23 protein-coding genes and 3 tRNA genes are annotated in these 23,310 nt (G+C 66.8%); 13 read left to right on the forward strand and 13 right to left on the reverse strand.

The genetic code is table 11. The annotated features are described in order from the left end of the window. Positions 1-17: 17 nt before the first annotated feature. A complete protein-coding gene (locus tag ACFWU5_RS22130) occupies positions 18-1,052 on the forward strand; it encodes a stage II sporulation protein M (RefSeq protein ID WP_379268560.1) in 1,035 nt (344 codons plus the stop codon). Between the two features lie 744 nt (positions 1,053-1,796). Here the strand turns inward: ACFWU5_RS22130 and ACFWU5_RS22135 are convergent. Further along, positions 1,797-3,155, reverse strand: a complete 1,359-nt coding sequence (locus ACFWU5_RS22135; RefSeq protein WP_379268594.1) for a hypothetical protein — start codon at positions 3,153-3,155, stop codon at positions 1,797-1,799. 133 nt (positions 3,156-3,288) lie between these two features. On the opposite strand from ACFWU5_RS22135, the gene ACFWU5_RS22140 reads away from it, so the two are divergent. Then, positions 3,289-3,927 carry a class I SAM-dependent methyltransferase gene (locus ACFWU5_RS22140; RefSeq protein ID WP_379268562.1) on the forward strand — a complete coding sequence of 213 codons (639 nt, stop codon included), beginning with the start codon at positions 3,289-3,291 and terminating at the stop codon, positions 3,925-3,927. Positions 3,928-4,026: 99 nt separating this feature from the next. Here ACFWU5_RS22140 and ACFWU5_RS22145 read toward each other — a convergent pair. Then, positions 4,027-4,112, reverse strand: a tRNA-Leu gene (locus tag ACFWU5_RS22145). A 218-nt stretch (positions 4,113-4,330) separates the two neighbouring features. Between ACFWU5_RS22145 and ACFWU5_RS22150 the strand changes: the two genes are divergently transcribed. The 8 genes from ACFWU5_RS22150 to ACFWU5_RS22185 all read left to right on the forward strand — a co-directional run bounded on the left by ACFWU5_RS22150 (position 4,331) and on the right by ACFWU5_RS22185 (position 14,772). Continuing rightward, positions 4,331-5,725: a DUF3662 and FHA domain-containing protein gene (locus tag ACFWU5_RS22150; RefSeq protein WP_379268564.1), complete on the forward strand. Its 1,395-nt coding sequence runs from the start codon at positions 4,331-4,333 to the stop codon at positions 5,723-5,725. A gap of 168 nt (positions 5,726-5,893) precedes the next feature. After that, a complete protein-coding gene (locus tag ACFWU5_RS22155) occupies positions 5,894-6,370 on the forward strand; it encodes an FHA domain-containing protein (protein ID WP_062992366.1) in 477 nt (158 codons plus the stop codon). Then, on the forward strand, positions 6,367-7,815 hold the full coding sequence (locus tag ACFWU5_RS22160; RefSeq protein ID WP_379268565.1) for a PP2C family protein-serine/threonine phosphatase: 1,449 nt from the start codon (positions 6,367-6,369) through the stop codon (positions 7,813-7,815). The genes ACFWU5_RS22155 and ACFWU5_RS22160 overlap by 4 nt, the downstream gene beginning before the upstream one ends. Beyond that, positions 7,815-9,287: an FtsW/RodA/SpoVE family cell cycle protein gene (locus ACFWU5_RS22165; protein WP_379245244.1), complete on the forward strand. Its 1,473-nt coding sequence runs from the start codon at positions 7,815-7,817 to the stop codon at positions 9,285-9,287. Before ACFWU5_RS22160 ends, ACFWU5_RS22165 begins: the two co-directional genes overlap by 1 nt. Next, on the forward strand, positions 9,284-10,750 hold the full coding sequence (locus ACFWU5_RS22170; protein WP_379245246.1) for a peptidoglycan D,D-transpeptidase FtsI family protein: 1,467 nt from the start codon (positions 9,284-9,286) through the stop codon (positions 10,748-10,750). The genes ACFWU5_RS22165 and ACFWU5_RS22170 overlap by 4 nt, the downstream gene beginning before the upstream one ends. 37 nt (positions 10,751-10,787) lie before the next feature. Continuing rightward, positions 10,788-12,302 (forward strand): protein kinase, encoded by a 1,515-nt coding sequence (locus ACFWU5_RS22175; protein WP_379268567.1) that lies wholly within the window; start codon positions 10,788-10,790, stop codon positions 12,300-12,302. Beyond that, a complete protein-coding gene (gene pknB, locus ACFWU5_RS22180; protein ID WP_379245250.1) occupies positions 12,299-14,200 on the forward strand; it encodes a Stk1 family PASTA domain-containing Ser/Thr kinase in 1,902 nt (633 codons plus the stop codon). Before ACFWU5_RS22175 ends, pknB begins: the two co-directional genes overlap by 4 nt. Before the next feature lie 152 nt (positions 14,201-14,352). After that, entirely contained in the window at positions 14,353-14,772 is a 420-nt protein-coding gene (locus tag ACFWU5_RS22185) for a CBS domain-containing protein (RefSeq protein ID WP_379245252.1), read from the forward strand. A gap of 4 nt (positions 14,773-14,776) precedes the next feature. Here ACFWU5_RS22185 and ACFWU5_RS22190 read toward each other — a convergent pair whose 3' ends face one another. From ACFWU5_RS22190 to ACFWU5_RS22200, 3 genes are all read right to left on the reverse strand, one after another. Continuing rightward, entirely contained in the window at positions 14,777-15,235 is a 459-nt protein-coding gene (locus ACFWU5_RS22190) for a deaminase (RefSeq protein WP_379245254.1), read from the reverse strand. Between the two features lie 143 nt (positions 15,236-15,378). Further along, positions 15,379-16,059, reverse strand: a complete 681-nt coding sequence (locus ACFWU5_RS22195; protein ID WP_379268569.1) for a RibD family protein — start codon at positions 16,057-16,059, stop codon at positions 15,379-15,381. After that, positions 16,056-16,718 (reverse strand): aminodeoxychorismate/anthranilate synthase component II, encoded by a 663-nt coding sequence (locus ACFWU5_RS22200; protein WP_379245258.1) that lies wholly within the window; start codon positions 16,716-16,718, stop codon positions 16,056-16,058. The genes ACFWU5_RS22195 and ACFWU5_RS22200 overlap by 4 nt, the downstream gene beginning before the upstream one ends. Positions 16,719-16,812: 94 nt before the next feature. On the opposite strand from ACFWU5_RS22200, the gene crgA reads away from it, so the two are divergent. Both crgA and ACFWU5_RS22210 read left to right on the forward strand, forming a co-directional pair. Beyond that, positions 16,813-17,079 carry a cell division protein CrgA gene (gene crgA, locus ACFWU5_RS22205; protein ID WP_379245260.1) on the forward strand — a complete coding sequence of 89 codons (267 nt, stop codon included), beginning with the start codon at positions 16,813-16,815 and terminating at the stop codon, positions 17,077-17,079. Positions 17,080-17,165: 86 nt separating this feature from the next. Continuing rightward, positions 17,166-17,615 (forward strand): PH domain-containing protein, encoded by a 450-nt coding sequence (locus tag ACFWU5_RS22210; protein ID WP_379268571.1) that lies wholly within the window; start codon positions 17,166-17,168, stop codon positions 17,613-17,615. Between the two features lie 83 nt (positions 17,616-17,698). Here the strand turns inward: ACFWU5_RS22210 and ACFWU5_RS22215 are convergent, their stop codons facing one another. Continuing rightward, positions 17,699-18,232: a peptidylprolyl isomerase gene (locus tag ACFWU5_RS22215; protein ID WP_379245264.1), complete on the reverse strand. Its 534-nt coding sequence runs from the start codon at positions 18,230-18,232 to the stop codon at positions 17,699-17,701. Between the two features lie 52 nt (positions 18,233-18,284). On the opposite strand from ACFWU5_RS22215, the gene ACFWU5_RS22220 reads away from it, so the two are divergent. Beyond that, the gene (locus ACFWU5_RS22220; RefSeq protein ID WP_379245266.1) at positions 18,285-18,434 is read left to right on the forward strand and encodes a hypothetical protein; all 150 of its coding nucleotides are present in this window, start codon (positions 18,285-18,287) and stop codon (positions 18,432-18,434) included. Positions 18,435-18,441: 7 nt separating this feature from the next. Here ACFWU5_RS22220 and ACFWU5_RS22225 read toward each other — a convergent pair whose 3' ends face one another. The 7 genes from ACFWU5_RS22225 to ACFWU5_RS22255 all read right to left on the reverse strand — a co-directional run bounded on the left by ACFWU5_RS22225 (position 18,442) and on the right by ACFWU5_RS22255 (position 23,278). Beyond that, on the reverse strand, positions 18,442-19,236 hold the full coding sequence (locus ACFWU5_RS22225; RefSeq protein ID WP_379268596.1) for an ABC transporter permease: 795 nt from the start codon (positions 19,234-19,236) through the stop codon (positions 18,442-18,444). 56 nt (positions 19,237-19,292) lie between these two features. Then, positions 19,293-20,288: an ATP-binding cassette domain-containing protein gene (locus ACFWU5_RS22230; RefSeq protein WP_379245268.1), complete on the reverse strand. Its 996-nt coding sequence runs from the start codon at positions 20,286-20,288 to the stop codon at positions 19,293-19,295. 625 nt (positions 20,289-20,913) lie between these two features. Next, a complete protein-coding gene (locus ACFWU5_RS22235) occupies positions 20,914-21,831 on the reverse strand; it encodes an acyl-CoA dehydrogenase (RefSeq protein ID WP_379268572.1) in 918 nt (305 codons plus the stop codon). Positions 21,832-21,836: 5 nt separating this feature from the next. Further along, positions 21,837-21,909: transfer RNA gene (locus tag ACFWU5_RS22240), tRNA-Ala, on the reverse strand. Between the two features lie 35 nt (positions 21,910-21,944). Next, positions 21,945-22,052, reverse strand: coding sequence for a DLW-39 family protein (locus ACFWU5_RS22245; RefSeq protein ID WP_379245272.1), 108 nt, complete (start codon positions 22,050-22,052; stop codon positions 21,945-21,947). 29 nt (positions 22,053-22,081) lie between these two features. Further along, positions 22,082-22,155 (reverse strand) — tRNA-Ile (locus ACFWU5_RS22250). 136 nt (positions 22,156-22,291) lie between these two features. Beyond that, positions 22,292-23,278 (reverse strand): DUF3566 domain-containing protein, encoded by a 987-nt coding sequence (locus ACFWU5_RS22255; RefSeq protein ID WP_379268574.1) that lies wholly within the window; start codon positions 23,276-23,278, stop codon positions 22,292-22,294. Positions 23,279-23,310: the final 32 nt, after the last annotated feature.

The following is a 23,310-nucleotide window of genomic DNA, read 5'->3' on the forward strand; positions in this document are numbered from 1 at the left end:
TCGCTAGCATTCCCGATATGGACACCGATTCCTACAGCTGGGCGCACCAACGTTCGTGGTACCGCCTGGATCAGTTGGTGCGTCAGCGCAAGCTGACCGGTGCCGAAGCCGACGAGCTGGTGCGGTTGTACCGATCCACCTCGCAACAGTTGGCGAAACTGCAAGGCCACCAGCCCGATCCGGAGCTGGTGGAACGGCTCAGCGCGCTGCTGGCGCGAGCGCGCGGCCGGGTGCTGTCGGCGAAGTCGCAACCGTGGCAGGAAGTGGGCCGTTTCTTCACCCGATACTTTCCCGCGGCTGTGTATAGAGCCTGGCCGTGGTGGTTGGGGACAACTGCGATTTTTCTCGCCGTCTCGACCGTGATCGCCGTGCTTGTGGATAAGTCCGCGGCCGCGCGCGATGCACTGGGGATACCCGACGGAGATCTGTCCACAGTCACCGGACCTGGGGGTTCGTTCGAAACGTACTACTCCGAACACCCCAACGACGCCTTCGCGGCGAAGGTGTGGACCCACAATTCACTGGTCTCGGCGATCGCGTTGTTCACCGGTGTACTGATCCTGCCGGCTGTGTATGCATTGTTCATGAATGCCCTGAACCTGGGGATAACCGGTGGATTGATGGCCGACGCGGGGCGGCTGGACTCGTTCTTCGGCTTCATCCTCCCGCACGGCACGCTGGAGCTCACCGCGCTGTTCGTGGCGGGTGGGGTGGGGTTGAAGCTGGGGTGGACGCTGGTGGACCCCGGCGGGCGCAGCAGGGCCGCTGCGATGGCCAGGCAGGGGCGGGCCACCGCGACCGTGGCGCTGGGGCTGGTGGGTGTGCTGCTGGTGTGTGGACTGCTGGAGGGGTTCGTGACGCCCAGCGGGCTGCCCGCGCCCGCGCGGATCGCGTTCGGGTTCGCGGCGGAGGCGCTGTTCCTGTTCTACGTGTTCGGGATCGGCAGGCGGGTGGCCGAGGAACAGGATGCGCTGGCAGTGGCACCGGCCGCGCTGCCGGATCCGACGCAGCGGTGGCTCGGCGCACCGTCACAGGTTCTCGACCGCGTCTGAGCTCGCAGGTGTGCGTGCATTTGCGCGGCCGACAACTCCGAGCACACGGCCCCGGGACGGCACGGGACAACCGGCAGCTACGGAAGGTTACGAGACGGTGAAGAACTCCCCCATTTGAGTTCCGCTGGCCGCAGCGAGTCGGGCTCGAACTGCGGCCAGCGTTACCGTCAACTGTACACAATCGTTATGCCCACGCAACCCCCAACGCGCAGGTCCGGGGTAGGAATTGCGAACCTGCAAAGGCCTGTGGACACACCAATTTTCACACCTGCAGCAAACTTCCGGCATCGCGGAGATCGAGCAGTCGGCGGCACCGAGAATTCACCCCCGGCAAACCTTCGAAAACGAGTCATTCATCCGTCTCAGCTATCTCAGGCGAATATCGGTCGGGGTTGCCCCCGATCACACTGCGGTCTCGCCATAGCCGTTCACCTGCGGTTACAGCAACGGAATTACAGTTGCCGACCAGTTGAAACGTCAAAAGAGACCTCGAGTTTGTTTACAGGCCTGCAAACATGATCGCCACTCAGCAATCGGGGGAAAAGACTGGATTCGAGGCCCATAACTGGACGGATGACCGGTTGCGAAAGGTCCGCCGAACACCTCGAAATCGGCAGGAGAACAGCAGGAACACGGCCCCGAGTAGGCCAGTGTGACGTTCGACTCATCTACGGCCCGCGAGGACTATTCGGCGGCCGACGGGGCAAAGAGGTCACCGGCAGGACACGACGTGCCCGCCGACGATCAACCCACGCGCACGACCCCGGAGATGGTCCCCTGCCACAGCGCGCCGTCGCGCGCGATGAGCGCGGCCATCTGCAGCGGATCCTCGGCGACAGTGCCTGGCAGGGGTGTGGAGGTGCGAACAGCCCCGGTTTCGGGGTCGATCACGACATAGTCGAATCCGTCGAGGGGGGTTGTCATGTCGGGTCCGACGCGGCGCACGGTGTGGATGCCGCCGTCGGCCAGCGACAGTCGCGGCACGGCGGCGCTACGGATCGCGCTGTCCCACACCGGGACACACCCGCCGACGGTGAGATCGACACGGCTCAAGCCGCCGCGGAACGGCGCGTTCGCGGGAACCGCAGGTCCGGCACCCTCGGGAACGGCGGGATACGGGTAGCCGTAGGTGCTTGCGACGAAGATCGACGAACCGATCGCGATCGGCGAATTCTCACTGCCACGCACCGGCACCGGAATCGAGCAGACCTGCTCCCCCGAGCCCGAGCGCGCCACGATCAGCTTCACCTGGTCGTCGGCGTTGTCGACGATGGCGAGGTATTCGTCGCCGGTCACGGGTCCGAAGTAGGTGGGTGTCGACCCTGTCCCCCAGCCCAGCTGTCCCGGCTTGCGCGCGGACCCGCGGTCGTAGGGTGCGCGCCAGAGCAGTTCGGGTAGACCGTCTTCGGCTCGCAGTTCGTAGAGCGCGTGCGAACTGGCGACGGCTACACCGCCATTGGGTGCGGAGGAGATGCTGTTGGTCACCTGCTCGCCGGACGGCAGCGTCACCGTCGCGACGCGGCCCTGCGCATCGACGAACCCGACGATCCCGCGCCCCGTCGCGAACCAGACATTGCCCGCCCAGTCGGGCACGAGCCCGGTCACGTTGTCCCCCTGCGGAATCGCGCCGGACAGATCCGCCTGAACGCCGGCCTCCAACCGCCACGCCCCGTCCCCGTTTCGCACATGAGCGACCCGCAACAGCTGCCGCCCACCGTCGACCACCACCAGGCGGTCCTCGTTGTCGAGATACGCGTACACCCCGCCCAGCAGGCTCCCCCTGGCCAACGGCAACGAGGCCACGGCCTTACCGACCGGCCCGGTCGCCGCGGCGTCGAACAGAAACACCGTCGGCGTCTGCCCCGCGATCGCCGTGCACAACCCGACCACCAGCCCGTCGGACCCTTGCAGCAGCGTCGGGCAGGCCGCCGCGAGCGGATACACCGTGACCGCCGCACCCGGCCGCGGCCCCGCCAACGGCGTCACATCCGACGACCCCGCGTCGCCGTGCATTGTCGCCGTCCCCAACGGACCGAGAAAAGGATTGGTCGCCAGCGGACCCGTCACCGGGTCGGCCGACGCCGGACCCGCCCAGGCGCACATCGATACGAGGGCAAGGGCGAGAACGCGAGTTACAGACGACACGGTCGGTATCGAACCCGAATTCCCGGCCGAAGAGAAGTATTCCGATCACGCTGAGGCATCGGCGACGAGTGGATCCCCCTACGATGACGACATGACCGGGGTCAAAGATCGCCTGCTCACGACAATCGCCGGCCAGCTCGGCAACCCGCACGGTGTGCTCGGTAAGGGCGTGGCGTTCGTACTCGATCGCGGCAACAAACGTGCCATCGCGGCGGCCGTCGAGGCCGCCGCCCCCACCACCGGCGCGACGGTCGCCGACATCGGCTTCGGCGGCGGCGTCGGGCTCGAGTTGCTGCTCGCCCGCATCGGCGCCGAAGGCGTGGCCCACGGCATCGAGCCGTCCCCTGACATGCTCACCCGCGCCCGCGGCCGTTTCGCCATGGAAGTCGCCGAGCGCCGCCTCGCCCTCGCCGACGGCACCCTCACCGCCCTCCCCCTCCCCGATGCGAGCCTGGACGCGGCGATCACCGTCAACACCATCTACTTCCTCGACGACCTCCCCGCCGCCTGCGCCGAACTCGCCCGCGTCCTACGCCAGGGCGGCACAGCGGTGATCGGCATCGGCGACCCCGAAGCGATGGGCAAAATGCCCTTCACCCCTTACGGATTCACCCTGCGCCCCGTCGCCGAGGTCACCGCGGCACTCACCGCCGCCGGACTCACCGTCGAACAGCGCACCCTGCCGAATCCACCCATCCCGCACCACCTGCTCATCGCCCACAAGGCCTGATCTCGCGCGCACAACGATCGGGTCGCCCTGCTTCGCATCGCCCGCCCCTGAGCCCGAAAACGACTGAAGGCCCGATCCGATTGGATCGAGCCTTTAGTCTGGTGGGCGAAGGGGGACTTGAACCCCCACGTCCTTACGGACACTGGCACCTGAAGCCAGCGCGTCTGCCATTCCGCCACTCGCCCGAGCGACTGGAAAAATCTAACATGCCCCGCGTGTGAAAATAAAATCGATTCCCTGACCTGCGACGATGCGGCGAAATTCGGCGGGGGAACCAGGCGGAGCCGCCGGGAGTTACCCAGGTGGAGGATCGTGGATATCATGCAAGGAACGTGGTCGGGTTCGGACACGCCGTAACAGTGTGTCGAGGAGGGCGGACACGCGCACCGAAGGGAGGGCTGTGATGGGGATCGTCTCTAGATTCGAACGTCGTCTACAAGGCGCTGTCGGTGACGTGTTCGCGCGGGTGTTCGGCGGCAGTGTGGTCCCCCAGGAGGTGGAGGCCGCGCTGCAGCGGGAAGCCGCAGATCAGATCCAGGATCTGGAGGGCGGGCATCGACTGGCGCCCAACAGTTACGTGATCACGATCAACGAGACCGATCACGGCAAGCTCGACGCCGACCACGACCTGACAACCAAAGCGTTCGCCAAACACTTGCAGGATTACATCCGCGAGCAGGGGTGGCAGACCTACGGCGAAGTACACGTGGCGTTCGAGGCATCACCTACGCTGCACACCGGAATGTTCAGAGCGAGCGGCCGCGTCGACCCCGACGCAGGCCGTGGGACGGCCCCACCTCGCCCCGAACCGCCACAACGACCCGCACACCCGCAACCAGGAGCTGGCCCCATGACGCATAACTCAGGCTACGAGCCCGGCCGAGAGCCCGCGGAGTCCGATCCACGCAACCGCGGGTACCAGCCGCCCGCTGCCGCGCCGGGGGCTCCCTACCCTGCCGATGATTACGGCCGCGGTGGCTACGGCGCGCCCGAGGCGCAGCCCGGATACGGCGGCGACTACCAGAACGGCTACGACCCGGCCGCGCCCGCGCAGCCCGGTTACGGCCAGCCCGGGTACGGCGCCGCGCCCGCGTACGGCGAGCCCGGCTACGACCAGCAGGGTGGCTACGGCCAGCAGGCGTACAGCCAGCAGGGTGGCTACGGCGCCCCCGCGCCCGCCCCCGGCTACGACCAGCCCGCGTACGACCAGCAGGGTGGCTACGGCCAGCAGGGTTACGCGGAACCGCAGCAGCAGGGCTACGGCCAGCAGGCCGGTTACGGGCAGCAGGGCTACGCCGAACCCGCCTACGACCAGCAGGGCGGCTACGGCCAGCAAGGCTATGCCGAACCGCAGCAGCAGGGCTACGGCCAGCAGGCCGGTTACGGGCAGCAGGGCTACGCCGAACCCGCCTACGACCAGCAGGGCGGCTACGGCCAGCAGGGTTACGCCGAACCGCAGCAGCAGGGCTACGGCCAGCAGGCCGCGGGCTACGGCGCCCCCGCCCAGTCCAGCTACTCGGCCACGCTGCAGCTCGACGACGGCAGCGGCCGCACCTACGCGCTGCGCGAGGGTTCCAACATCATCGGCCGCGGCCAGGACGCCCACTTCCGGCTCCCCGATACCGGCGTCTCGCGACGCCACATCGAGGTGCGCTGGGACGGTCAGACGGCCATGCTGTCAGATCTGGGTTCCACCAACGGAACTCTGGTCAACGGCTCCCCCGTGCAGGATTGGCAGCTCGCCGACGGCGACGTCATCCGGGCCGGACATTCCGAGATCCTGATCCGGATCGTCTGATCCCGTAAGCTGCGCGGTGCACGTCTCGAGTCGACGCTGTCGGCTCTATGATGCTGCCATTACACGCACGGTCCCGACCTCGGGACCCGCAAGCCAGCACGCTGGTGGGGGTGGTTCGCGCCGCACCCGCCGTATCGACGTACCCGGGCGAACAGGAGGTGGAACGCCGTGCAGGGATTGATCCTGCAACTGACCCGCGCGGGGTTCCTGCTGCTGCTCTGGTTGTTCGTCTGGGCCGTTCTGCGGACCTTGCGCAGCGATATCTACGCGGCATCCGGCATACGGATTCAGCCGAGGGCAACCCGCGGAAATCGCGGGTCCATCGGTCTGCCCTCCTTCAGCCGAAGCCAGAAGGGCGCCAAGTATCTAGTGGTGACTCATGGATCACTGGCCGGCACTCGGATCACCCTCGGCACGCAACCGGTTCTCATCGGACGCGCCGACGATTCGACGCTGGTACTCACCGACGACTACGCCTCGACCAGGCACGCGCGACTGTCTCAGCGTGGTGACGACTGGTACGTGGAGGACCTCGGTTCTACCAATGGCACCTATCTCGACCGCGCGAAAGTCACCACCGCCGTCCGCGTTCCGCTCGGTACTCCTGTCCGGGTCGGCAAAACAGTGATCGAGCTGCGATCGTGACTCTTGTTCTGCGCTACACCGCGCGAAGCGACCGCGGACTCGTCCGGGGCAACAACGAAGATTCGGTCTACGCGGGGGCACGACTGCTCGCGCTGGCCGACGGCATGGGTGGGCACGCCGCCGGAGAAGTGGCCTCCCAGTTGATGATCGCCGCACTGGCGCATCTCGACGACGACGAGCCCGGCGACGACATCCTCGGAAAGCTCGACCACGCAACGCATTCCGGCAATGCCGCGATCGCCGATCATGTCGAGGCCGAACCCGAACTCGACGGCATGGGCACCACGCTCACCGCCATCCTGTTCGCGGGACGCAAGCTGGGCCTGGTGCACATCGGTGACTCGCGCGCGTACATGTTGCGCGACGGCGAGCTGACCCAGATCACCCGCGACGACACGTTCGTGCAGTCGCTGGTGGACGAGGGTCGGATCACCGCCGAGCAGGCGCACACGCACCCGCAGCGTTCGCTGATCATGCGCGCGCTGACCGGCAACGAGATCGAGCCGACGCTGATCATGCGCGAATCCCGCGCGGGCGACCGGTATCTGCTGTGCTCGGACGGCCTGTCCGATGTGGTCAGCGACGAGACCATCGGCAACACCATGCGCGAGGGCAATACCGACGAGTGCGCCGACCGGCTCATCGAATTGGCTTTGCGCTCAGGCGGTCCCGACAACGTCACCGTTGTCGTGGCCGACGTGATCGACCTGGACTACGGCCAGAGTCATCCGATCCTGGCCGGTGCCGCCTCCACCGAGCAGGAGGAGGACGCCCCGCCGCCGAACACCGCCGCGGGTCGGGCCGCCGCCATGCGTCCCCCGCGCGCGCAACCGCGCCGGGCCGCTGCGGCACCGCCGCCGGTGGAGACCAAGTCGCACAAACTGCGCTGGCTGCTGCTGTCGGTGGCGTTGATCGCCGCGGTCACGGTGGGACTCGTGGTGGGCTACAAGATGATTCGCAGCAACTACTACGTGGGCGCCGACAACGACCAGGTGGTCGTGATGCGAGGGCTGCCCGGTTCGATCCTCGGCTACTCCATCCAGGACGTGGAGCTCACGGCCTGTGTGACCAACCAGAGCGAGCTCACGGTGGTGGAAGCGGGCAAGTCTGCGCCGGCCGGGTGCAAGAAGCTGATGGTGGCCGACCTGCAGCAGGCCGTGCGCGAACAGGTGCGCAAGAGTCTGCCGCCGGACTCGCTGGACAAGGCACGCGACAGCATGAAGGCGCTGAAGAAAGAGCTCCTGCCGCCGTGCGTGAAGAAGGAAGCGGTCCCGCAGCCCGGCGTGCTGCCGCCCGAGCCCACGCCGGTGATCCCCGGCGCGACACCGACTCCCGGCCCTGATCAGCCGGCGACGCCGACCACGCCCGCGCCGACCACCGCGCCGGTACCGACCACCACCACACCCCCGCAGATCTCAGGGGAGAACTGCCGGGTGACGGACTGATGTCCGCACCCCCACAGCCGTCGGCCGGGGCCTTCCCAAGTCCCCCCGGCGGATTCGCGCCCGCGCCACCACCGTCGACACGCCGCAACCAGGAGTTGCTGCTGTTGGCGGGCGCGGCGGGAATCACGACGGTGTCGCTGTTCATCGTGGAGGCGAGCCAGGAACAGTCGATCACCTGGGACATCGCCAAGTACGGGGTGGCGTTCCTGGCGCTGTTCGGGATCGCGCATCTGGCGGTGCGCCGGTTCGCGCCGTTCGCCGACCCGCTGCTGCTACCGATCGTGGCGCTGCTCAACGGTTTAGGGCTGGTGCTGATCCATCGCCTGGATCTGGCCGAGGCACAGCTGGCCAAGTACAACGCGACCCCGGTGCCCTCGCCCGACGCCAACCAGCAGATCATGTGGACCGGCTTGGGCATCGTGGTGTTCATCGGCCTGCTCGTGGTCTTGCGGGACTACCGCACGCTGGCGCGTTACACCTACACAGTAGGCCTGGTCGGGCTGATCGCGCTGGCGATTCCGGCACTGTTGCCCAGCCGTTTCTCCGAAGTCAACGGCGCCAAGATCTGGATCCGGCTGCCCGGATTCAGCATGCAGCCCGGCGAATTCGCGAAGATCGCGCTGATCGTGTTCTTCGCGGGCGTGCTGGTGGCCAAGCGTGACCTGTTCACCGCGGCGGGCAAGCACTTCCTCGGCATGGAGTGGCCGCGTCCGCGCGATATGGGCCCGGTGCTGATCGTGTGGGTCGTGTGCATCGGCGTGCTCGTGCTCGAAAAGGACTTGGGCACTTCGCTGCTCATCTTCGGCACGGTGCTGGTGATGATCTACATCGCCACCGAGCGGGTGGGTTGGCTGATCATCGGCGGCGGGCTGCTCACGCTGGGTTTCGTGTTCGCCTATCAGCTGTTCGGGCATGTGCGCGTGCGCGTGGACACCTGGCTGCACCCGTTCGACGACTACCACAACACCGGTTACCAGATCTCGCAGTCGATGTTCGGTTTCGCCACCGGCGGCCTTGCGGGCACGGGTCTGGGCAGTGGTCGACCGGACACGGTGCCGTTCGCCAAGACCGACTTCATCGTCACCACCATCGGCGAGGAACTGGGCCTGATCGGCCTGACCGCGGTGCTGATGCTGTTCCTGATCTTCATCGTGCGCGGGCTGCGCACCGCGCTCGCCGTGCGCGACAGCTTCGGCAAGCTGCTGGCCGCCGGTCTGTCGTTCACCATCGCGATCCAGATCTTCGTGGTCGTGGGCGGTGTCACCAAACTGATCCCGCTGACCGGTCTGACCACGCCGTTCATCTCCTACGGCGGATCGTCGCTGCTGGCGAACTACGCGCTGCTGGCGCTGTTGATGAAGATCTCCGATGCCGCGCGCGCACCGGCCCCGGCGCGCAAGCGTGCCCCGGCGCCGATCGCCGACGCCGCGACAGAGCTGGTCCGCAGGCCGGAAAGCAGGGTGAGCGAATGAATACACCACTGCGTCGCGTCGCCGTCGCCGTCATGGTGATGGTGGTGGCGTTGCTCGTGAACGCGACCTACCTGCAGGTGGTCAAGGCCGACGACCTGCGCGCGGATCCGCGTAACTCGCGGGTGCTGCTGGACGAGTACTCGCGCCAGCGCGGTCAGATCTCCGCGGACGGCACGGTGCTGGCGAGCTCGGTGGCCACCGACGACCGGTACAAGTACCTGCGCGAATACCCTTCCACCCCACCGGCTTACGCACCGATCACCGGTTTCTACTCGATGCAGTACGGCAAGACCGGCCTGGAACTGGCCGAGGATCCGTTGCTGTCGGGCAATGACTCGAGCCTGTTCGGTCGCCGACTGATCGACATGTTCGCCGGTCGCGATCCGCGCGGGGCCAACGTGCTGACCACGCTGAATCCGATCATGCAGCAGGTGGCCTACGACCAGATGACGTCGAAGGGCTACACCGGCTCCGTCGTGGCGATCGAGCCGAGCACCGGCAAGATCTTGACCATGGTCTCCACGCCCAGCTACGACCCCAACGAGCTGTCCGCGCACGACGGCGCCGCGGGCAAGGCGGCCTGGGAACGGCTGAGCACCGACCCCACCCAGCCGATGCTCAATCGCGCGATCTCGCAGACCTACCCGCCCGGCTCGACGTTCAAGGCCGTGGTCACCGCCGCGGCGCTGTCCAACGGGGTGGCCGGGCCCAACGACCAGTTCACCGCCGCGCCCAACATCACCCTGCCCGGCACCAGCACCACGCTGGAGAACTACAACGGCAGCACCTGCGGCGACCAGCCCACCGCCAGCCTCTACGAGGCGTTCCGGCGGTCGTGCAACACCGCGTTCGTGGAACTGGGTGTGAAGGTCGGCGCGGCCAAGCTCAAGGACGAGGCCGCGGCGTTCGGCATCGGTCCCATGCGTGGCGTGCCGATGCCCGTGGCCGAGTCCACCGTCGGTCCGATCCCGGACAACGCGGCACTGGGCCAATCCAGCATCGGCCAGCGCGATGTTGCGGTGACCCCGCTCAATGTCGCGGTGATCGCCGCGACCATCGCCAACGGCGGCACCAGAATGCAGCCGTACCTGGTGGACCGGATCCAAGCGCCCGATCTGTCCGACCTGGGCGAGACCGAGCCGGTCAGCATCGGCCAGGCCGTGAGCCAGCCGGTAGCGTCGACGCTGACCGACCTGATGATCGCCTCCGAAGCCAATACCGCGGGCGGCGGGCGAACGCGCTACCAGATCGCGTCCAAGACCGGAACCGCCGAACACGGCAGCAATCCCCGTAACACCCCGCCCCACGCCTGGTATATGGCCTTCGCGCCCGCGCAGAACCCGAAGATCGCCATCGCGGTGATCGTCGAGAACGGCGGCGATCGGGCGCTGGCGGCCACCGGAGGTTCGGTAGCCGCGCCGATCGCGAGGTCGGTACTGGACGCTGGCCTGGCAGGGGGCTGAACGAAATGAGTGTGCGAGTGACAACACGGGGGCCCCGATGCTGAACAACGGTGCTTTGATCGCCGACCGCTACCGCCTGCAGCGGCTCATCGCCACCGGCGGTATGGGTCAGGTGTGGGAGGCCATGGACACCCGGCTGGATCGCCGGGTGGCGGTCAAGGTCCTCAAGACCGAGTTCTCCGCCGACCCGACCTTCCGCGCGCGTTTCCGGGTGGAGGCGCGCACCACCGCGCAGCTCAACGCGCCCGGTATCGCCGGCATCTACGACTACGGCGAGACCGCCGACCCGTCGGGCGGCGAGACCGCGTACCTGGTCATGGAACTGGTGCAGGGCGAACCGCTCAACGCGGTGCTCAACCGGATGGGCCGACTCTCGGTCATCCAGGGTCTGGACATGCTCGAGCAGACCGGGCGCGCACTCGAGGTCGCGCACGCGGCAGGCGTGGTGCACCGCGACGTGAAGCCGGGCAACATCTTGGTCACGCCGACCGGTCAGGTGAAGATCACCGACTTCGGCATCGCCAAGGCCGTGGACGCGTCGCCGGTGACCAAGACCGGCATGGTGATGGGCACCGCCCAGTACATCGCGCCCGAGCAGGCCATCGGCGAAGACGCCACCGCGGCGTCGGACGTGTACGCGCTGGGCATCGTCGGCTACGAAGCGCTGGCAGGCGTGCGTCCGTTCACCGGTGAGGGCGCGATCACGGTCGCGATGAAGCATGTGCGCGACGCACCGCCGCCGCTGCCCGACGACCTGCCCGCCAACGTGCACGAACTGATCGCCATCACCATGGCCAAGGACCCGCTGCAGCGCTACAGCAGCGGCGGCGAGTTCGCCGACGCCGTGGCCGCGGTGCGCGCGGGTCACATGCCGCCGCTGCCCGGTGGCGCCGGTGGTGCGTCGATGACCGGTGCGACCAGGGTGCTGCCGCCCGGACCGACCGTGGCGATCCCCGCGGCCGACTACGACGGCGCCACTATGCGTTTCGGCCATCAGCCCGGTGGTCCCGCGGGCCCGCCGACCGGTGGTTACAGCGGTCCGGCCACGCAGGCTGCCGCCGCGGCGCCGGCCCCGGCGAACAACGCCAAGAACAACCAGAAGTGGCTGATCGCGCTGGGTGTGGGCGCGCTGGTGCTGGGTGGTGGTGTGCTGTATCTGCTGTTCGGCACCGAACCCACCCGCGGTACGGGGCCCACGACCACCACGGTGCAGACCACCACCAAGACCACGCCGCCGGTGACCACCACCAAGGTCGTGCCGCCGCCGGTCGTGACCACCGAGGAACCGCCGACCACCACGGAACCGCCGCGGCCGACCACCACCACGCCGCCGCCGACCACCACGACCGAACCTCCGGTGACCACGACGACGCCGCCGGAAACCACCACCAAACCCAAGCCGACGACGCCGCCGAAGACCACCAGCAAACCGCCGACGACCACCGAGCCTGTCGCGGGCACCACCACCGCGGGTCGACCTCGGCTGCCCACCTTCGACCTGCCGTTTCCCAATGGCGACACGGTCGTAGGCCCGACCATAGGACAACCATGACGACCCCGAAGAATCTCTCCTCGCGGTACGAGCTTGGCGAGATCATCGGGTTCGGCGGCATGTCGGAGGTGCACCGCGCGCGCGACGTGCGGCTGTCGCGCGACGTGGCGATCAAGGTGCTGCGGGCCGATCTGGCCCGCGATCCTACGTTCTACCTGCGGTTCAAGCGTGAAGCCCAGAACGCGGCCGCGCTGAACCACCCCGCGATCGTGGCCGTGTACGACACCGGTGAGGCCACCGTCGACGGCGGGCCGCTGCCCTACATCGTCATGGAATACGTCGAGGGCGACACCCTGCGCGACATCGTGCGCGGCAAGGGGCCCCTTGCTCCGCGCAAGGCGATGGAAGTCGTGGCCGACGTGTGCGCGGCACTGGATTTCAGCCACAAGGCCGGGATCGTGCACCGCGACATGAAACCCGCCAACATCATGATCAACCGCGCCGGTGCGGTGAAGGTGATGGACTTCGGCATCGCCCGCGCGATCGCCGACAGCGCCAACCCGATGACCCAGACGTCCGCGGTGATCGGCACCGCCCAGTACCTGTCGCCCGAGCAGGCGCGCGGCGAGACCGTCGACGCGCGCTCGGACGTGTACTCGGTGGGCTGTGTGCTGTTCGAGATTCTCACCGGGCAGCCGCCGTTCACCGGTGACTCGCCGGTCGCGGTCGCCTACCAGCACGTGAAGGAAGATCCGCCGCTGCCGTCGTCGGTCAATCCCGGCGTGCCGCGCGAACTGGACTCGGTGATCCTCAAGGCCATGGCCAAGAACCCGGCCAACCGGTACCAGACGGCCGCGGAGATGCGCGCCGACCTGATCCGGGTGCTGGGCGGGCAGCGGCCCAGCGCGCCGATGGTGATGAACGATGAAGACCGCGGCGACTACGACTACGACGACGAACCCGCGCCGCGCACCTTCCACGACCGGCGCGACGACACCTCCGAGCACGCCGCGATCGGCCCGCCCAGCGAAGAACGCAACCGCACCGGACTGATCGCGCTCGGTGTCGCGGCGGCGCTGGCCGTGGCGTTCGGGCTGTTCTGGGTGCTGGTCGGCCCCGGCAGCAAAGCCGATCAGGTGGCCGTTCCCGACCTGTCGGGCAAGAGCTCGCAAGAGGCTCAGGGCGAACTCGTGCGCGCCGGTTTCCATGTGTTCGTGCAGGAGAAACCCGACGCGAAAGTGGCGCAGGGCAATGTGATCGCGACCCAGCCGCTGGGCGGTTCGCGCATCGACGAGGGCAGCACCGTGACCGTGCAGGTCTCGACCGGACCCACCCAGGTGCAGCTGCCGCGGCTGATCGGGATGAACCGGGCCGACGCCGAACGGCAGCTCAACGCCATCGGACTGCAGATGGATCCGAACGTGGTGCGCCAGCCGTCCAGCACCGCCGACATCGACAAGGTGATCGCGCAGGAACCCAGCGCGGGCATCAAGGTCGACATCGACCGGCTGATCATCGTCACCATCGGCGGTGGCCCCGAGGAGATCCGGGTGCCGCAGGTGGTGGGCCAGGACATCTCCGTGGCCAAGCCGAACCTGGTCGACGGTGCCGGTTTCAAGGTCGAGGTCCAGGAAGTGAAGTCCGCGCAGCCCAAGGGGCAGGTGCTGGCCACCAGCCCCGGCGGCGGCAGCAACGCGGAGAAGGGGTCCACGATCACGGTCCAGGTCTCCGCCGGTGACCGGATCACCATCCCGGATCTGAGCGGGCTCACGCCGGTGCAGGCGCAGGAAGTACTGCGCGGGCTGGGATGGACGGGTCAGCTCAGTCAGACCACGGTGATCACGTTGGACGGCAATGCCTCGGGCAAAGTCGTCGGGCAGAATCCCGCGGCCGGGTCGTCGGTGACGATCAGCGGCAATGTCGTGCTGCACGTGGGCGCTTCGCCGATTCCTCGCTGACGCGGGGCCGATTTCACGCTGAGACCTGGGTCGGAACCTACGCGGTTCCGGCCCAGGTCTCGATTGCATGGCGAACGCGTGCGCCGCGGTCGCGCGGGCGCAGAATGAGGCTGCTTCATCCCTATCCAGCTCTGCTGAAACAGGAGTAGCCGATGACCACAGCCAGGGACATCATGAAACCGGGTGCGCAGTGGATCACCCGCGGTGACACCGTCGCGACCGCCGCGGCCGCGATGGCCGATCTCGGGGTCGGTTCGCTGGTGGTGGCCGACGACGACGAACGCATGTGCGGCATCATCACCGACCGCGACATCGTCGTGAAGTGCATCGCGCTGGGCCTGTCCCCCGACACCACCACCGCGGCGGAACTGTGCGAGGCGACGCCGCGTTGGGTCAGCGCCGACGCCGATGTGGAAGACGTGCTCGACGAGATGGAATCGCACCGGGTGAAGCGGATGCCGGTGATCGAGAACAAGCGGCTGGTCGGGATGATCAGCGAGGCCGATCTGGCCCGGCACCTGGACGACAATCAGCTCGGTGAGTTCGTGACCGCGATCTACGGGCGGCCCTAGCTCTCTAGCTCAGATCCAGGTGGGTGTTCATCGACATGGCCTGTTCGGCCAGGTCGGTGAGCTCCACCACGCGCACGCCGTGGGTGCGCAACGTGTCCACACCCTCGCAGGCGGCCACGAACAAGCTCGGCTCGCGCCAGGCGATGACCACGGTGGGGATGCCCGCGGCCAGGATGCGGTCGGTGCACGGTAGGCGGGTCGCGGTGGCGCGGGTGGAGCACGGTTCGAGCGTGCTGTAGATCGTTGCCCTGGTCAGGCGGGGGTCGTGCGGGTCGAGTTTGTTCAGTGCCGCCTCTTCGGCGTGCACTTTCGCGTCGGTTTCGCGGGAGAAACCGGTCGCGATCTCCACACCGTCGGCGACGATGACCGCGCCCACCGAGTAGGCGGTGTCGCTGGGGGGACACTGTCGGGCCAGTTCTATCGCCCTGTGCATGAACCGGTGATCGGTGTCTTCTCGGCTCACGGGCAGTCCCTCCGGTTCGAAGTTATCCACAACCCTGGCGTGATGTGGAATTGGTCATGTTCACGTGTGGAGAAAAGTTGTCCGCGAACTGTGAACAGCTATATTTTCCCAGGTCAGTGCAGGGAAGTTGTTCGCGGTACCAGTTAGTTGTCGGGGTGTGTACCGGGGTTGACCAGGTAGTTCATCACAGCGATATCCCCAAGTTTCTCCACACCCGCCAGGTGCAGTCTGCGACCTACGCCACCGGGGAACTGGGCGGGTCCGACGAAGCGGGGAGCGGCCGGATCGCCGACCAGGATCGGGGCGATCGCCAGCCGGATCTCGTCGACGAGGTCGGCGGCGAGGAATCCGGTGTGCATACCGGTGCCGCCTTCGACCATGAGCCTGTGGATATCTCTGGTGCCGAGGTCTTCGACCAGCCTGGGGAGTTCCAGACGCTCGCCGAGGCTGATCACCTCGGCGAGTCCGTCGAGTCGGTTGCCCAGCTTCGCCGCGCCCCGGTTCGAGGTGTAGACGAGTTTGTCGCCGCCGGTGTGCCAGAAGTTCAGGTGTGGATCGAGATCGCCGGAATCGGTGACGGTCACCTTCACCGGATATTCCGGCTTGCCCTGCGCTACCCGCGCGGCCCGGCGCTGCGCACTGTTCACCAGCAGCCGGGGGTTGTCGGTGCGCAACGTCTGCGCACCGATCAGGATCGCGTCGGATTCGGCCCGGATCTGATCGACCCGATCGAAGTCTTCGGCATTCGACAGGAGCAGACGCTGCGCGCTCGTGTCATCGATGTACCCGTCGAGACTGGCCGCGACCGAGAGCAAGACTCTCACTTGGTCACCAGCGCGGCGACCTCCGCCTCGAGCGCACACACGAGACCTTCCGCGGGACGTTCACCGCAGACCTCGAGCCAGTTCGCCAGCATCCGGTGCCCGCCCTGGGTGAGCACGGACTCCGGGTGGAATTGCACGCCGTGGATGGGCAGGGTGCGGTGGCGCATGGCCATCACGATGCCGCTCTCGGTGTGGCCGACGACCACCAGTTCCTCGGGCATGGTTTCGGGCAGGACCGTCAGCGAGTGGTAGCGGGTGGCGGTGAACGGGTCGGGCAGGCCGGCCAGCACGCCGGAACCGATATGGAACACGTCGCTGGTCTTGCCGTGCAGCAGTTCCGGTGCCCGATCGACGGTGCCGCCGAACGCCTCACCGATCGCCTGATGCCCCAAGCACACACCCAGCAGCGGCTTGTTGTGCTTCGCCGCCGCGTGCACCAGCGGAATGCTCGCACCCGCGCGATCCGGACTGCCGGGCCCGGGACTCACCAACACCCCGTCGAACGCCCCGCCTTCGTCACCGACGGTCAGCAGAGTGTCCAGATCGGCCAGGCGAGGATCGTCATTGCGCCAGACCACGGCGTCGGCCCCAAGCTGGCCGAGGTACTGCACCAGGTTGAACACGAAGCTGTCGTAGTTGTCGACGACCAATACACGCATGCGTTGAGCGTACTTGTCGGCCCAGTAGGTCGTCGCGTCCATTACCTGGTGGGATAGCCTGGTATTTAACCTGTACTCCGAATTCGAGGACGTCATGCCCAAGTCCAAGGTCCGCAAGAAGGCCGACTACTCCCCCAGCCCTGCCAGCCGCACGCCGGTGAAGGTGAAAGCTGTGGGGCCGTCGCCGGTCTGGTACGTCGCGATCATGCTGGGCTTCATGCTCGCCGGCCTGATTTGGCTGATCGTGTATTACCTGGCCGCAGAGCACATCGGCTTCATGAACGACCTCAACGCCTGGAACTTCCTGATCGGTTTCGGCCTGATGGTCGTCGGCCTGATCATGACCATGCGCTGGCGCTGATCCCAGACCGGATTACACACGTGTAATTCATGCACACCTGTGGATAACCCTGTGCACAACTCGAGGATAAAGGGGCGGACACCCGCGTGAACGAAGCACAACCCGTCTCGTGGTCCACCCCCGTAGCGGGTTTGTTCGCGGTCGCCGGTGGCGGATTGCTGCTGGTAGCGGCCGCAATCCTGGCCAAGGACGGGCCGAGCCGACTGCTGGTCGGCATCGGCGCGGTCGCCGTCCTCGCGATGGCGGCCCTGGCGGTGCGTCAACGCCCCCGACTGACCATGATTCCCGGCTCGAAGCCGCGCTTGGTGGTCGGCACCCTCACCGGGCCCAAGGACTACCCCCTGGACCGGATCGACCGGATCCGCATGGTGTCCTACCGCCGCATCGGACGTAAATCCGCGATGCTCGAGATCGACGTCCGCCACAACGACGCCGAACGCCTCCTGATCTTCGGCCGCTGGGACCTGGGCACCAACCCCCACGACGTCTACGACGCACTTGTAGTGAACGGCTTCGCCTCGGTGACTTCCGACTGACGTTGTTTCACGTGAAGCAAAGAGCTCCCCGCCGCAGAAGATCGCGACGGGGAGCTCTTTTTTGTGCCAGTGACAGTGTGTGACTAGTCGATCGTCACGGCCGAGATGATCACGGGCTCAGCCGGGCGATCGTTGCGGTCGGTCTTCACCGAGGCGATCGCGTCGACGACCTTGCGCGAATCCGGGTCGACCACCTCGCCGAAGATCGAGTGCTTGCGATTGAGGTGCGGCTGCGCGCCGACGGTGATGAAGAACTGCGAACCATTGGTGGCGGTGCCCGCGCCCGCATTGGCCATCGCGAGCAGGTAGCCGCGGTCGAAACGCAGGTCCGGGTGGAGTTCGTCGGCGAACTCGAAGCCCGGCCCACCACGGCCGGTCCCCGTCGGGTCGCCACCCTGGATCATGAACCCCGGGATGACCCGATGGAAGACGGCGCCGTCGTAGAACGGGCCCGCTTCCGTGCCACCGGCGTTGACGGTGGAGTACGGCGCGCTGCCGTCGGCGAGGCCGACGAAGTTGCGCACCGTTTTCGGGGCGTGGTTGCCGAAAAGCGCGATCCTGATATCGCCGTGGTTGGTGTGCAGAGTCGCCACGGCCGTCTGGTTGGGTGAGGTCACGCAGTTATGGTGCCACGCGGCGCGCCGAATCCGGCTGTGCCACAGTGGTGGAATGAAGCTTCGTAATCCGCTGCTCGCGTCGCTCGCACTCGCCGGGGCCGGTGCCGTGGCCTACCTGGCCCGCGCCAAGCGCCCACAACTGCCCGAACCGGCCGCCGAGCCGCCGCGCTTGGGTTATTCACGCAACGGCTCGGCGCACTAGTTCCGCGTCAGCGGGCGACCGACTTCTTGTACTGGATCTGAGCCAGCGGCACGAAGATGATCAGGATGACCACGATCCAGATCAGCGAGGTCGCCACCGGATGCTGCATCGTCCACGCCTGTGACGCGGGCGCGAGCGGACTGGTGTTGCCGAACAGTTCGCGCACCGCCTCGGTGACCGCGGACATCGGGTTCCATTCGGCGAAGATGCGCAGCGGCGTGGGCAGATCGTCGATCGGCACGAACGCGTTGGACAGGAACGTCAGCGGGAAGATCACCATGAAACTGGCGTTGTTGAACACCTCCGGTGCCCGCACGAGCAGCCCGACCACGGCCATCATCCACGACAGCGCGTAGGCGAACAGCAGCATCAGCGCGTAGGCCAGCACCGCGTCCAGGAACGACCCGCGGATGCGCCAGCCCACGATCAGACCGGTCAGCGACATCACCACCAGGCTGACGACATTGATCACCACGTCGCTGATCGTGCGGCCCACCAGCACCGCCGACGGCGCCATCGGCAGCGAGCGGAATCGGTCGATGATGCCCTTCTGCATGTCCTCGGCCAGGCCCGCGCCGGTGAACGAGGCGCCGAACACCACGGTCTGCACGAAGATGCCCGCGATCAGGAACTCGCGGTAGCCGCCTTCCATGCCGGGGACCTTGATCGCGGAGCCGAACACGTACGCGAACATGAGCACGAACATGATCGGCGACATGGTCGTGAAGATCAGCACGTCGGGCACGCGCTTGATCTTGATGACATTGCGTTTGGCGATGGTGATGCTGTCGCTGACGACCATCGACAGTCGCTGCGCGAGCGGAAGTTGTTCCACCCCATGCTTGTCCACGGTGACGGTCATCGGTTCTTTCCTTCCCCGGCGCCCACGGTCTGCGCCTCACCGTTGACGAGTTCTTCGGCTTCGTGCCCGGTGAGCGTCAGGAAGACGTCGTCGAGCGAGGGTCTGCGGAGGGCGACATCGCTGATCTGGATCTTGTGTTCGGTGAGCCTGCCGATCGCGGCGACCAGGTCCTGCGACCCGTCCGACACCGGCACCGTGAGCTTGCGTAAGCCGGGTTCCACGTGGATCTCCCCGTCGGCCATTCCGCCGAGCACCTGCTTGGCAGCGGCCAGCTGATCCACCGAACCCACGGTGAGTTCGATGCGGTCGCCGCCGACCAGTGCCTTGAGTTCGTCTGCGGTGCCGCGCGCGATCACCTTGCCGTGGTCGATCACCGCGATGGAATCGGCGAGGCGGTCGGCTTCGTCCATGTACTGCGTGGTGAGCAGCAGCGTGGTACCGCCGGCGACCAGTTCCTCGATGACGTCCCAAAGGTCGAGGCGCGCACGGGGATCCAGCCCGGTGGTCGGCTCGTCGAGGAACAGCACCGGCGGATTGGCCACCAGCGCGCCCGCGAGATCGAGCCGCCGACGCATACCGCCGGAATAGCCCTTCACCGGCCGGTCGGCGGCGTCGCTGAGCCGGAAGCGGTCGAGCAGTTCGCGCGCGCGTTCCTTACTGCGCTGGGTGCCCAGATGGTAGAGCCTGCCCACCATTTCGAGGTTCTCGAAGCCGGTGAGGTACTCGTCCACCGCGGAGTACTGGCCGGACGCGCCGATGCGGGAGCGCAGGGCCTGTGGATCTTTCAATACGTCGATGCCCGCGACGGTGGCGGTGCCCTCGTCGGGGATCAGCAAGGTGGTGAGGACGCGAACGGTGGTGGTCTTGCCCGCGCCGTTGGGGCCGAGCAGCGCGGTGACGGTACCTTCCGGCACGGTCAGGTCGAGCCCGTCCAGGGCGACGAGCTTCCCATACCGTTTGACCAGCCCCTCGGCGACAATTGCGTCGGGCATGATTCTCCTGAAGTCGTAGGTGGCGAACCCTTCGGACCCAGTATTGCCCTACCCACTGACAAGTCGCATCCCCAATTTCGGCGGGCCCCACGGGCCGGGTGTACACAACTGTTCGACATGCCGAACGTCGCGACACGCGGCGAATCGGACTGATTTTCTGGCTCTCGCCACGAACAAGACCACCTTTTCCTGGTGACCTCGCCACTGTCGCCACGAGAACACGTTCGCCGGCATTCTCCCGTAAAACCGTGTGTACCAGCATCTTTCGACGATATTCGGGCAGCTGACCAGTACTTCGCATCAGTTCAAAACGGGCGCGCGGCCCCCTGCCTGCGCCGACACGCGCCACCATCGCCGAAAAATCTCGTCGAACTCACCCGATGCGCGTACCCGAATTCCGCTCATATCGCGTAGGATCGTTCAGGTCGGCCCCTCCCCCCCGGGCCGACCCTACGCGGGCCTCGGCTAACTCCCCCCCTTCGCCGAGGCCCGCTCCCCATTTTCCGGCAAGGTCGCAGTTCGGTGGATCAACCACCGCGCACCGAAGCCGCAGCGTCACCGGTCGGGCCGCGGCCCGGCGATTACCCGGCTATCGGGAATTATCGCCGGGATCGGCCCACAGAAATCACCGCAGTTCGGCCACCGTGCGCCACGCCGTCGCCAGCCGCAACGCTCGCACCTTCCCCGCCACCCCGAGCAGCGGCGCGTCCCGCTCCCACCGGTCCCTGGTGTGTGCGTCGACCTGCGGCCACCACGGCTGTATCTCCTGCCGCACCCGCGTCAACTGCTCGAAAACCCCGCCGAGCGCGATATGCGCCCCCGCCGACGCCGGATCCTGCGCCGCCACCCCACGCACCGCCGCAAACAGCGCCAGCAGCTGTTCTACGGGCTCCGCCGGCCATTGCGCTAGCCGGGCAACCCGCACCAGCTGACCGAGCACAGCGGCCACCACATGCAGGTCCTCGACCGTGCGAAACGGCTTGAGATAGTCCGTGTAGCCGTCATCGGGCAGTACTTCGCCACAAGCATTATCGAAAGTGACTGTGGCGTGCGGGATTTCGGGTGCGAACGGCAACGCGGGCAGCGGTGTCACCGAGGTAGCCGCCCCGGCGGGCACCAACACCGCTCGCAGCACCGGCCGACCGCCCTCGGAAGTACCGGCTCGCGCGATCACCAGAAAGCGGTCAGCGAACGTTCCGAGCGTGGCGAAGGACTTCGTTCCGTGCACGATGCCGTCGTCGTCGACTGTGGTGGTCATCGTCGACGGTCGCGCACCAGCGGCCTCGGTCGCGCACATCGACGACAGTTCAGCGGGATCCAGCGAAGGAACCAGCGCGTGCAGCGCTTCTTGATAACCGCCGAGGAAAGCCAGACCTGTTCCGGCACTGTCGAATCCGGCGATAGCGGCCCGGTCGATGGAATGCGCGAATCCGGCGGACCGTTCGCGGTGAGTTGCCCACGCAGCCGCGAAATCAACCGAAACAGTGTCGGCGGGGGTGGCAGTGAGGAGAAAATCGAAGCCCGAAGGATTTACAGCATTCACAGATGTGGAGCCTAGGGGAATCGAACCCCTAACCCCTGCCTTGCAAAGGCAGTGCTCTGCCAATTGAGCTAAGGCCCCTTACTGGTCAAATGACCAGTTGGCATAAACCGAAATCAGCGGGTGGTGACCTCACGCCAGAGGTCCGCGTCATCGCGCTGACGGAATTTGTTGACGCCGATCAGAACGGCGATCACAACACCGACCATGAGGACAATCTTCATGATTCCCACCCTACTGTGCTGTTCGGGAGTGGGCCTAGGAGGACTTGAACCTCCGACCTCTTCGTTATCAGCGAAGCGCTCTAACCGCCTGAGCTATAGGCCCGAACTCATTGTCGATCCCCTGCGTGAGCAGTGAACCGCAACGAGAAACGAGGTTACCTTACCGAGCTACCGATAACCAAAACGGCCGGTCAGACCCGGTTTCCCGAGCCCGACCGGCCGTGGTCGAACACTGACTTCTAGTCCGGATCGGCCAGGGTTACCTGGATGCCGCCGACCAGATCGCAGCACTGGTTGTAGATGAACACGCCGACCGTGGCCAACGCGGTGAAAAGCACCACATTGATCAGACCGATCACCCCCGCGTACCCGAAGATCGTGCCCGCGTCGATCAGGCTCGACGAGCTGCCCTCCTGGTTCAACATCTCACCCAGCGAGTTGTCCAGGTTGTCCCACACGCCCATGCCGGCCAGCACGATGTAGAGCAGGCCCACGGCCAGCATCCACACGAAGAACAGCGCGACACTGATCACCAGGGTGATCTTCAGGGTCGACCACGGGTCGATCCGGCGGATCTGCACCGTGGCCCGCAACGGCTCACCCGACGCCGCGATGGCCACCGGCACCGCGGGCGAGACCGAGCCCGCCGCGGCCGCACGGGCACTGGGCCCCATGGGACGCTGCGGGGTCGGCGCCATCGGCAGCCCCGGAGGCGCCACCGGCGCTTCGGGAGCCGGGTGGCGCACGTCGGACAGGTCGGGCATGTCCTTGACCAGTTCCGGACGCGCGATGGAACGGGTCGGCCCGTCGATACCGACGGACTTCACCATCGCCGCTTCCTTGCGCGCCGCCTTGGCCGCCAAGTCCGCGGTGGTGCGGGCATTGGACGCGCCGCCGCCCTTCAGGCCGCCCGAAGACGACCCGGCACCCGAAGCACCGGCAGCCGGCTTGCCCTGACTCGGCGATTCGCCGGGCCGGTACAGGTTCGACTGCGGTTCACGCTGCGGAAGCTGAGCCCACCCGTCCTGGTAGGGCGACGATTTGCTGCCCTTACCGTCGAACGAATCGGCCCCGGCCGCACCGGTTTCCGGCGCCGAGCCCTTCGCCGGACCGCCCTGGCCGTCGGGCCTCGGTATCGGTCGCGGCTGGATTCCAGACGTGGCGATCCGCTCGGTGACGCCGTTGGTCTGGTTCCGATCGTCGTTCGACTGATTCGGTGTGGTCAAGGGAATCCTCAGATCCGTTCGTTGCCGCCGCT

It is taken from the genome of Nocardia sp. NPDC058640 (genome assembly GCF_042716995.1).
Classification (GTDB): Bacteria; Actinomycetota; Actinomycetes; order Mycobacteriales; family Mycobacteriaceae; genus Nocardia.

Coding starts and splice junctions, on each gene's coding strand:
- ACFWU5_RS22225 (WP_379268596.1), bottom strand. CDS start 19,236: ATGGTCGTCAGCGACAGCATCACCATCGCCAAACGCAATGTCATCAAG.
- ACFWU5_RS22175 (WP_379268567.1), top strand. CDS start 10,788: ATGCTGAACAACGGTGCTTTGATCGCCGACCGCTACCGCCTGCAGCGG.
- ACFWU5_RS22200 (WP_379245258.1), bottom strand. CDS start 16,718: ATGCGTGTATTGGTCGTCGACAACTACGACAGCTTCGTGTTCAACCTG.
- ACFWU5_RS22220 (WP_379245266.1), top strand. CDS start 18,285: ATGAAGCTTCGTAATCCGCTGCTCGCGTCGCTCGCACTCGCCGGGGCC.
- crgA (WP_379245260.1), top strand. CDS start 16,813: ATGCCCAAGTCCAAGGTCCGCAAGAAGGCCGACTACTCCCCCAGCCCT.
- ACFWU5_RS22150 (WP_379268564.1), top strand. CDS start 4,331: ATGGGGATCGTCTCTAGATTCGAACGTCGTCTACAAGGCGCTGTCGGT.
- ACFWU5_RS22185 (WP_379245252.1), top strand. CDS start 14,353: ATGACCACAGCCAGGGACATCATGAAACCGGGTGCGCAGTGGATCACC.
- ACFWU5_RS22130 (WP_379268560.1), top strand. CDS start 18: ATGGACACCGATTCCTACAGCTGGGCGCACCAACGTTCGTGGTACCGC.
- ACFWU5_RS22230 (WP_379245268.1), bottom strand. CDS start 20,288: ATGCCCGACGCAATTGTCGCCGAGGGGCTGGTCAAACGGTATGGGAAG.
- ACFWU5_RS22135 (WP_379268594.1), bottom strand. CDS start 3,155: ATGTGCGCCTGGGCGGGTCCGGCGTCGGCCGACCCGGTGACGGGTCCG.
- ACFWU5_RS22170 (WP_379245246.1), top strand. CDS start 9,284: ATGAATACACCACTGCGTCGCGTCGCCGTCGCCGTCATGGTGATGGTG.
- ACFWU5_RS22245 (WP_379245272.1), bottom strand. CDS start 22,052: ATGAAGATTGTCCTCATGGTCGGTGTTGTGATCGCCGTTCTGATCGGC.
- ACFWU5_RS22140 (WP_379268562.1), top strand. CDS start 3,289: ATGACCGGGGTCAAAGATCGCCTGCTCACGACAATCGCCGGCCAGCTC.
- ACFWU5_RS22165 (WP_379245244.1), top strand. CDS start 7,815: ATGTCCGCACCCCCACAGCCGTCGGCCGGGGCCTTCCCAAGTCCCCCC.
- pknB (WP_379245250.1), top strand. CDS start 12,299: ATGACGACCCCGAAGAATCTCTCCTCGCGGTACGAGCTTGGCGAGATC.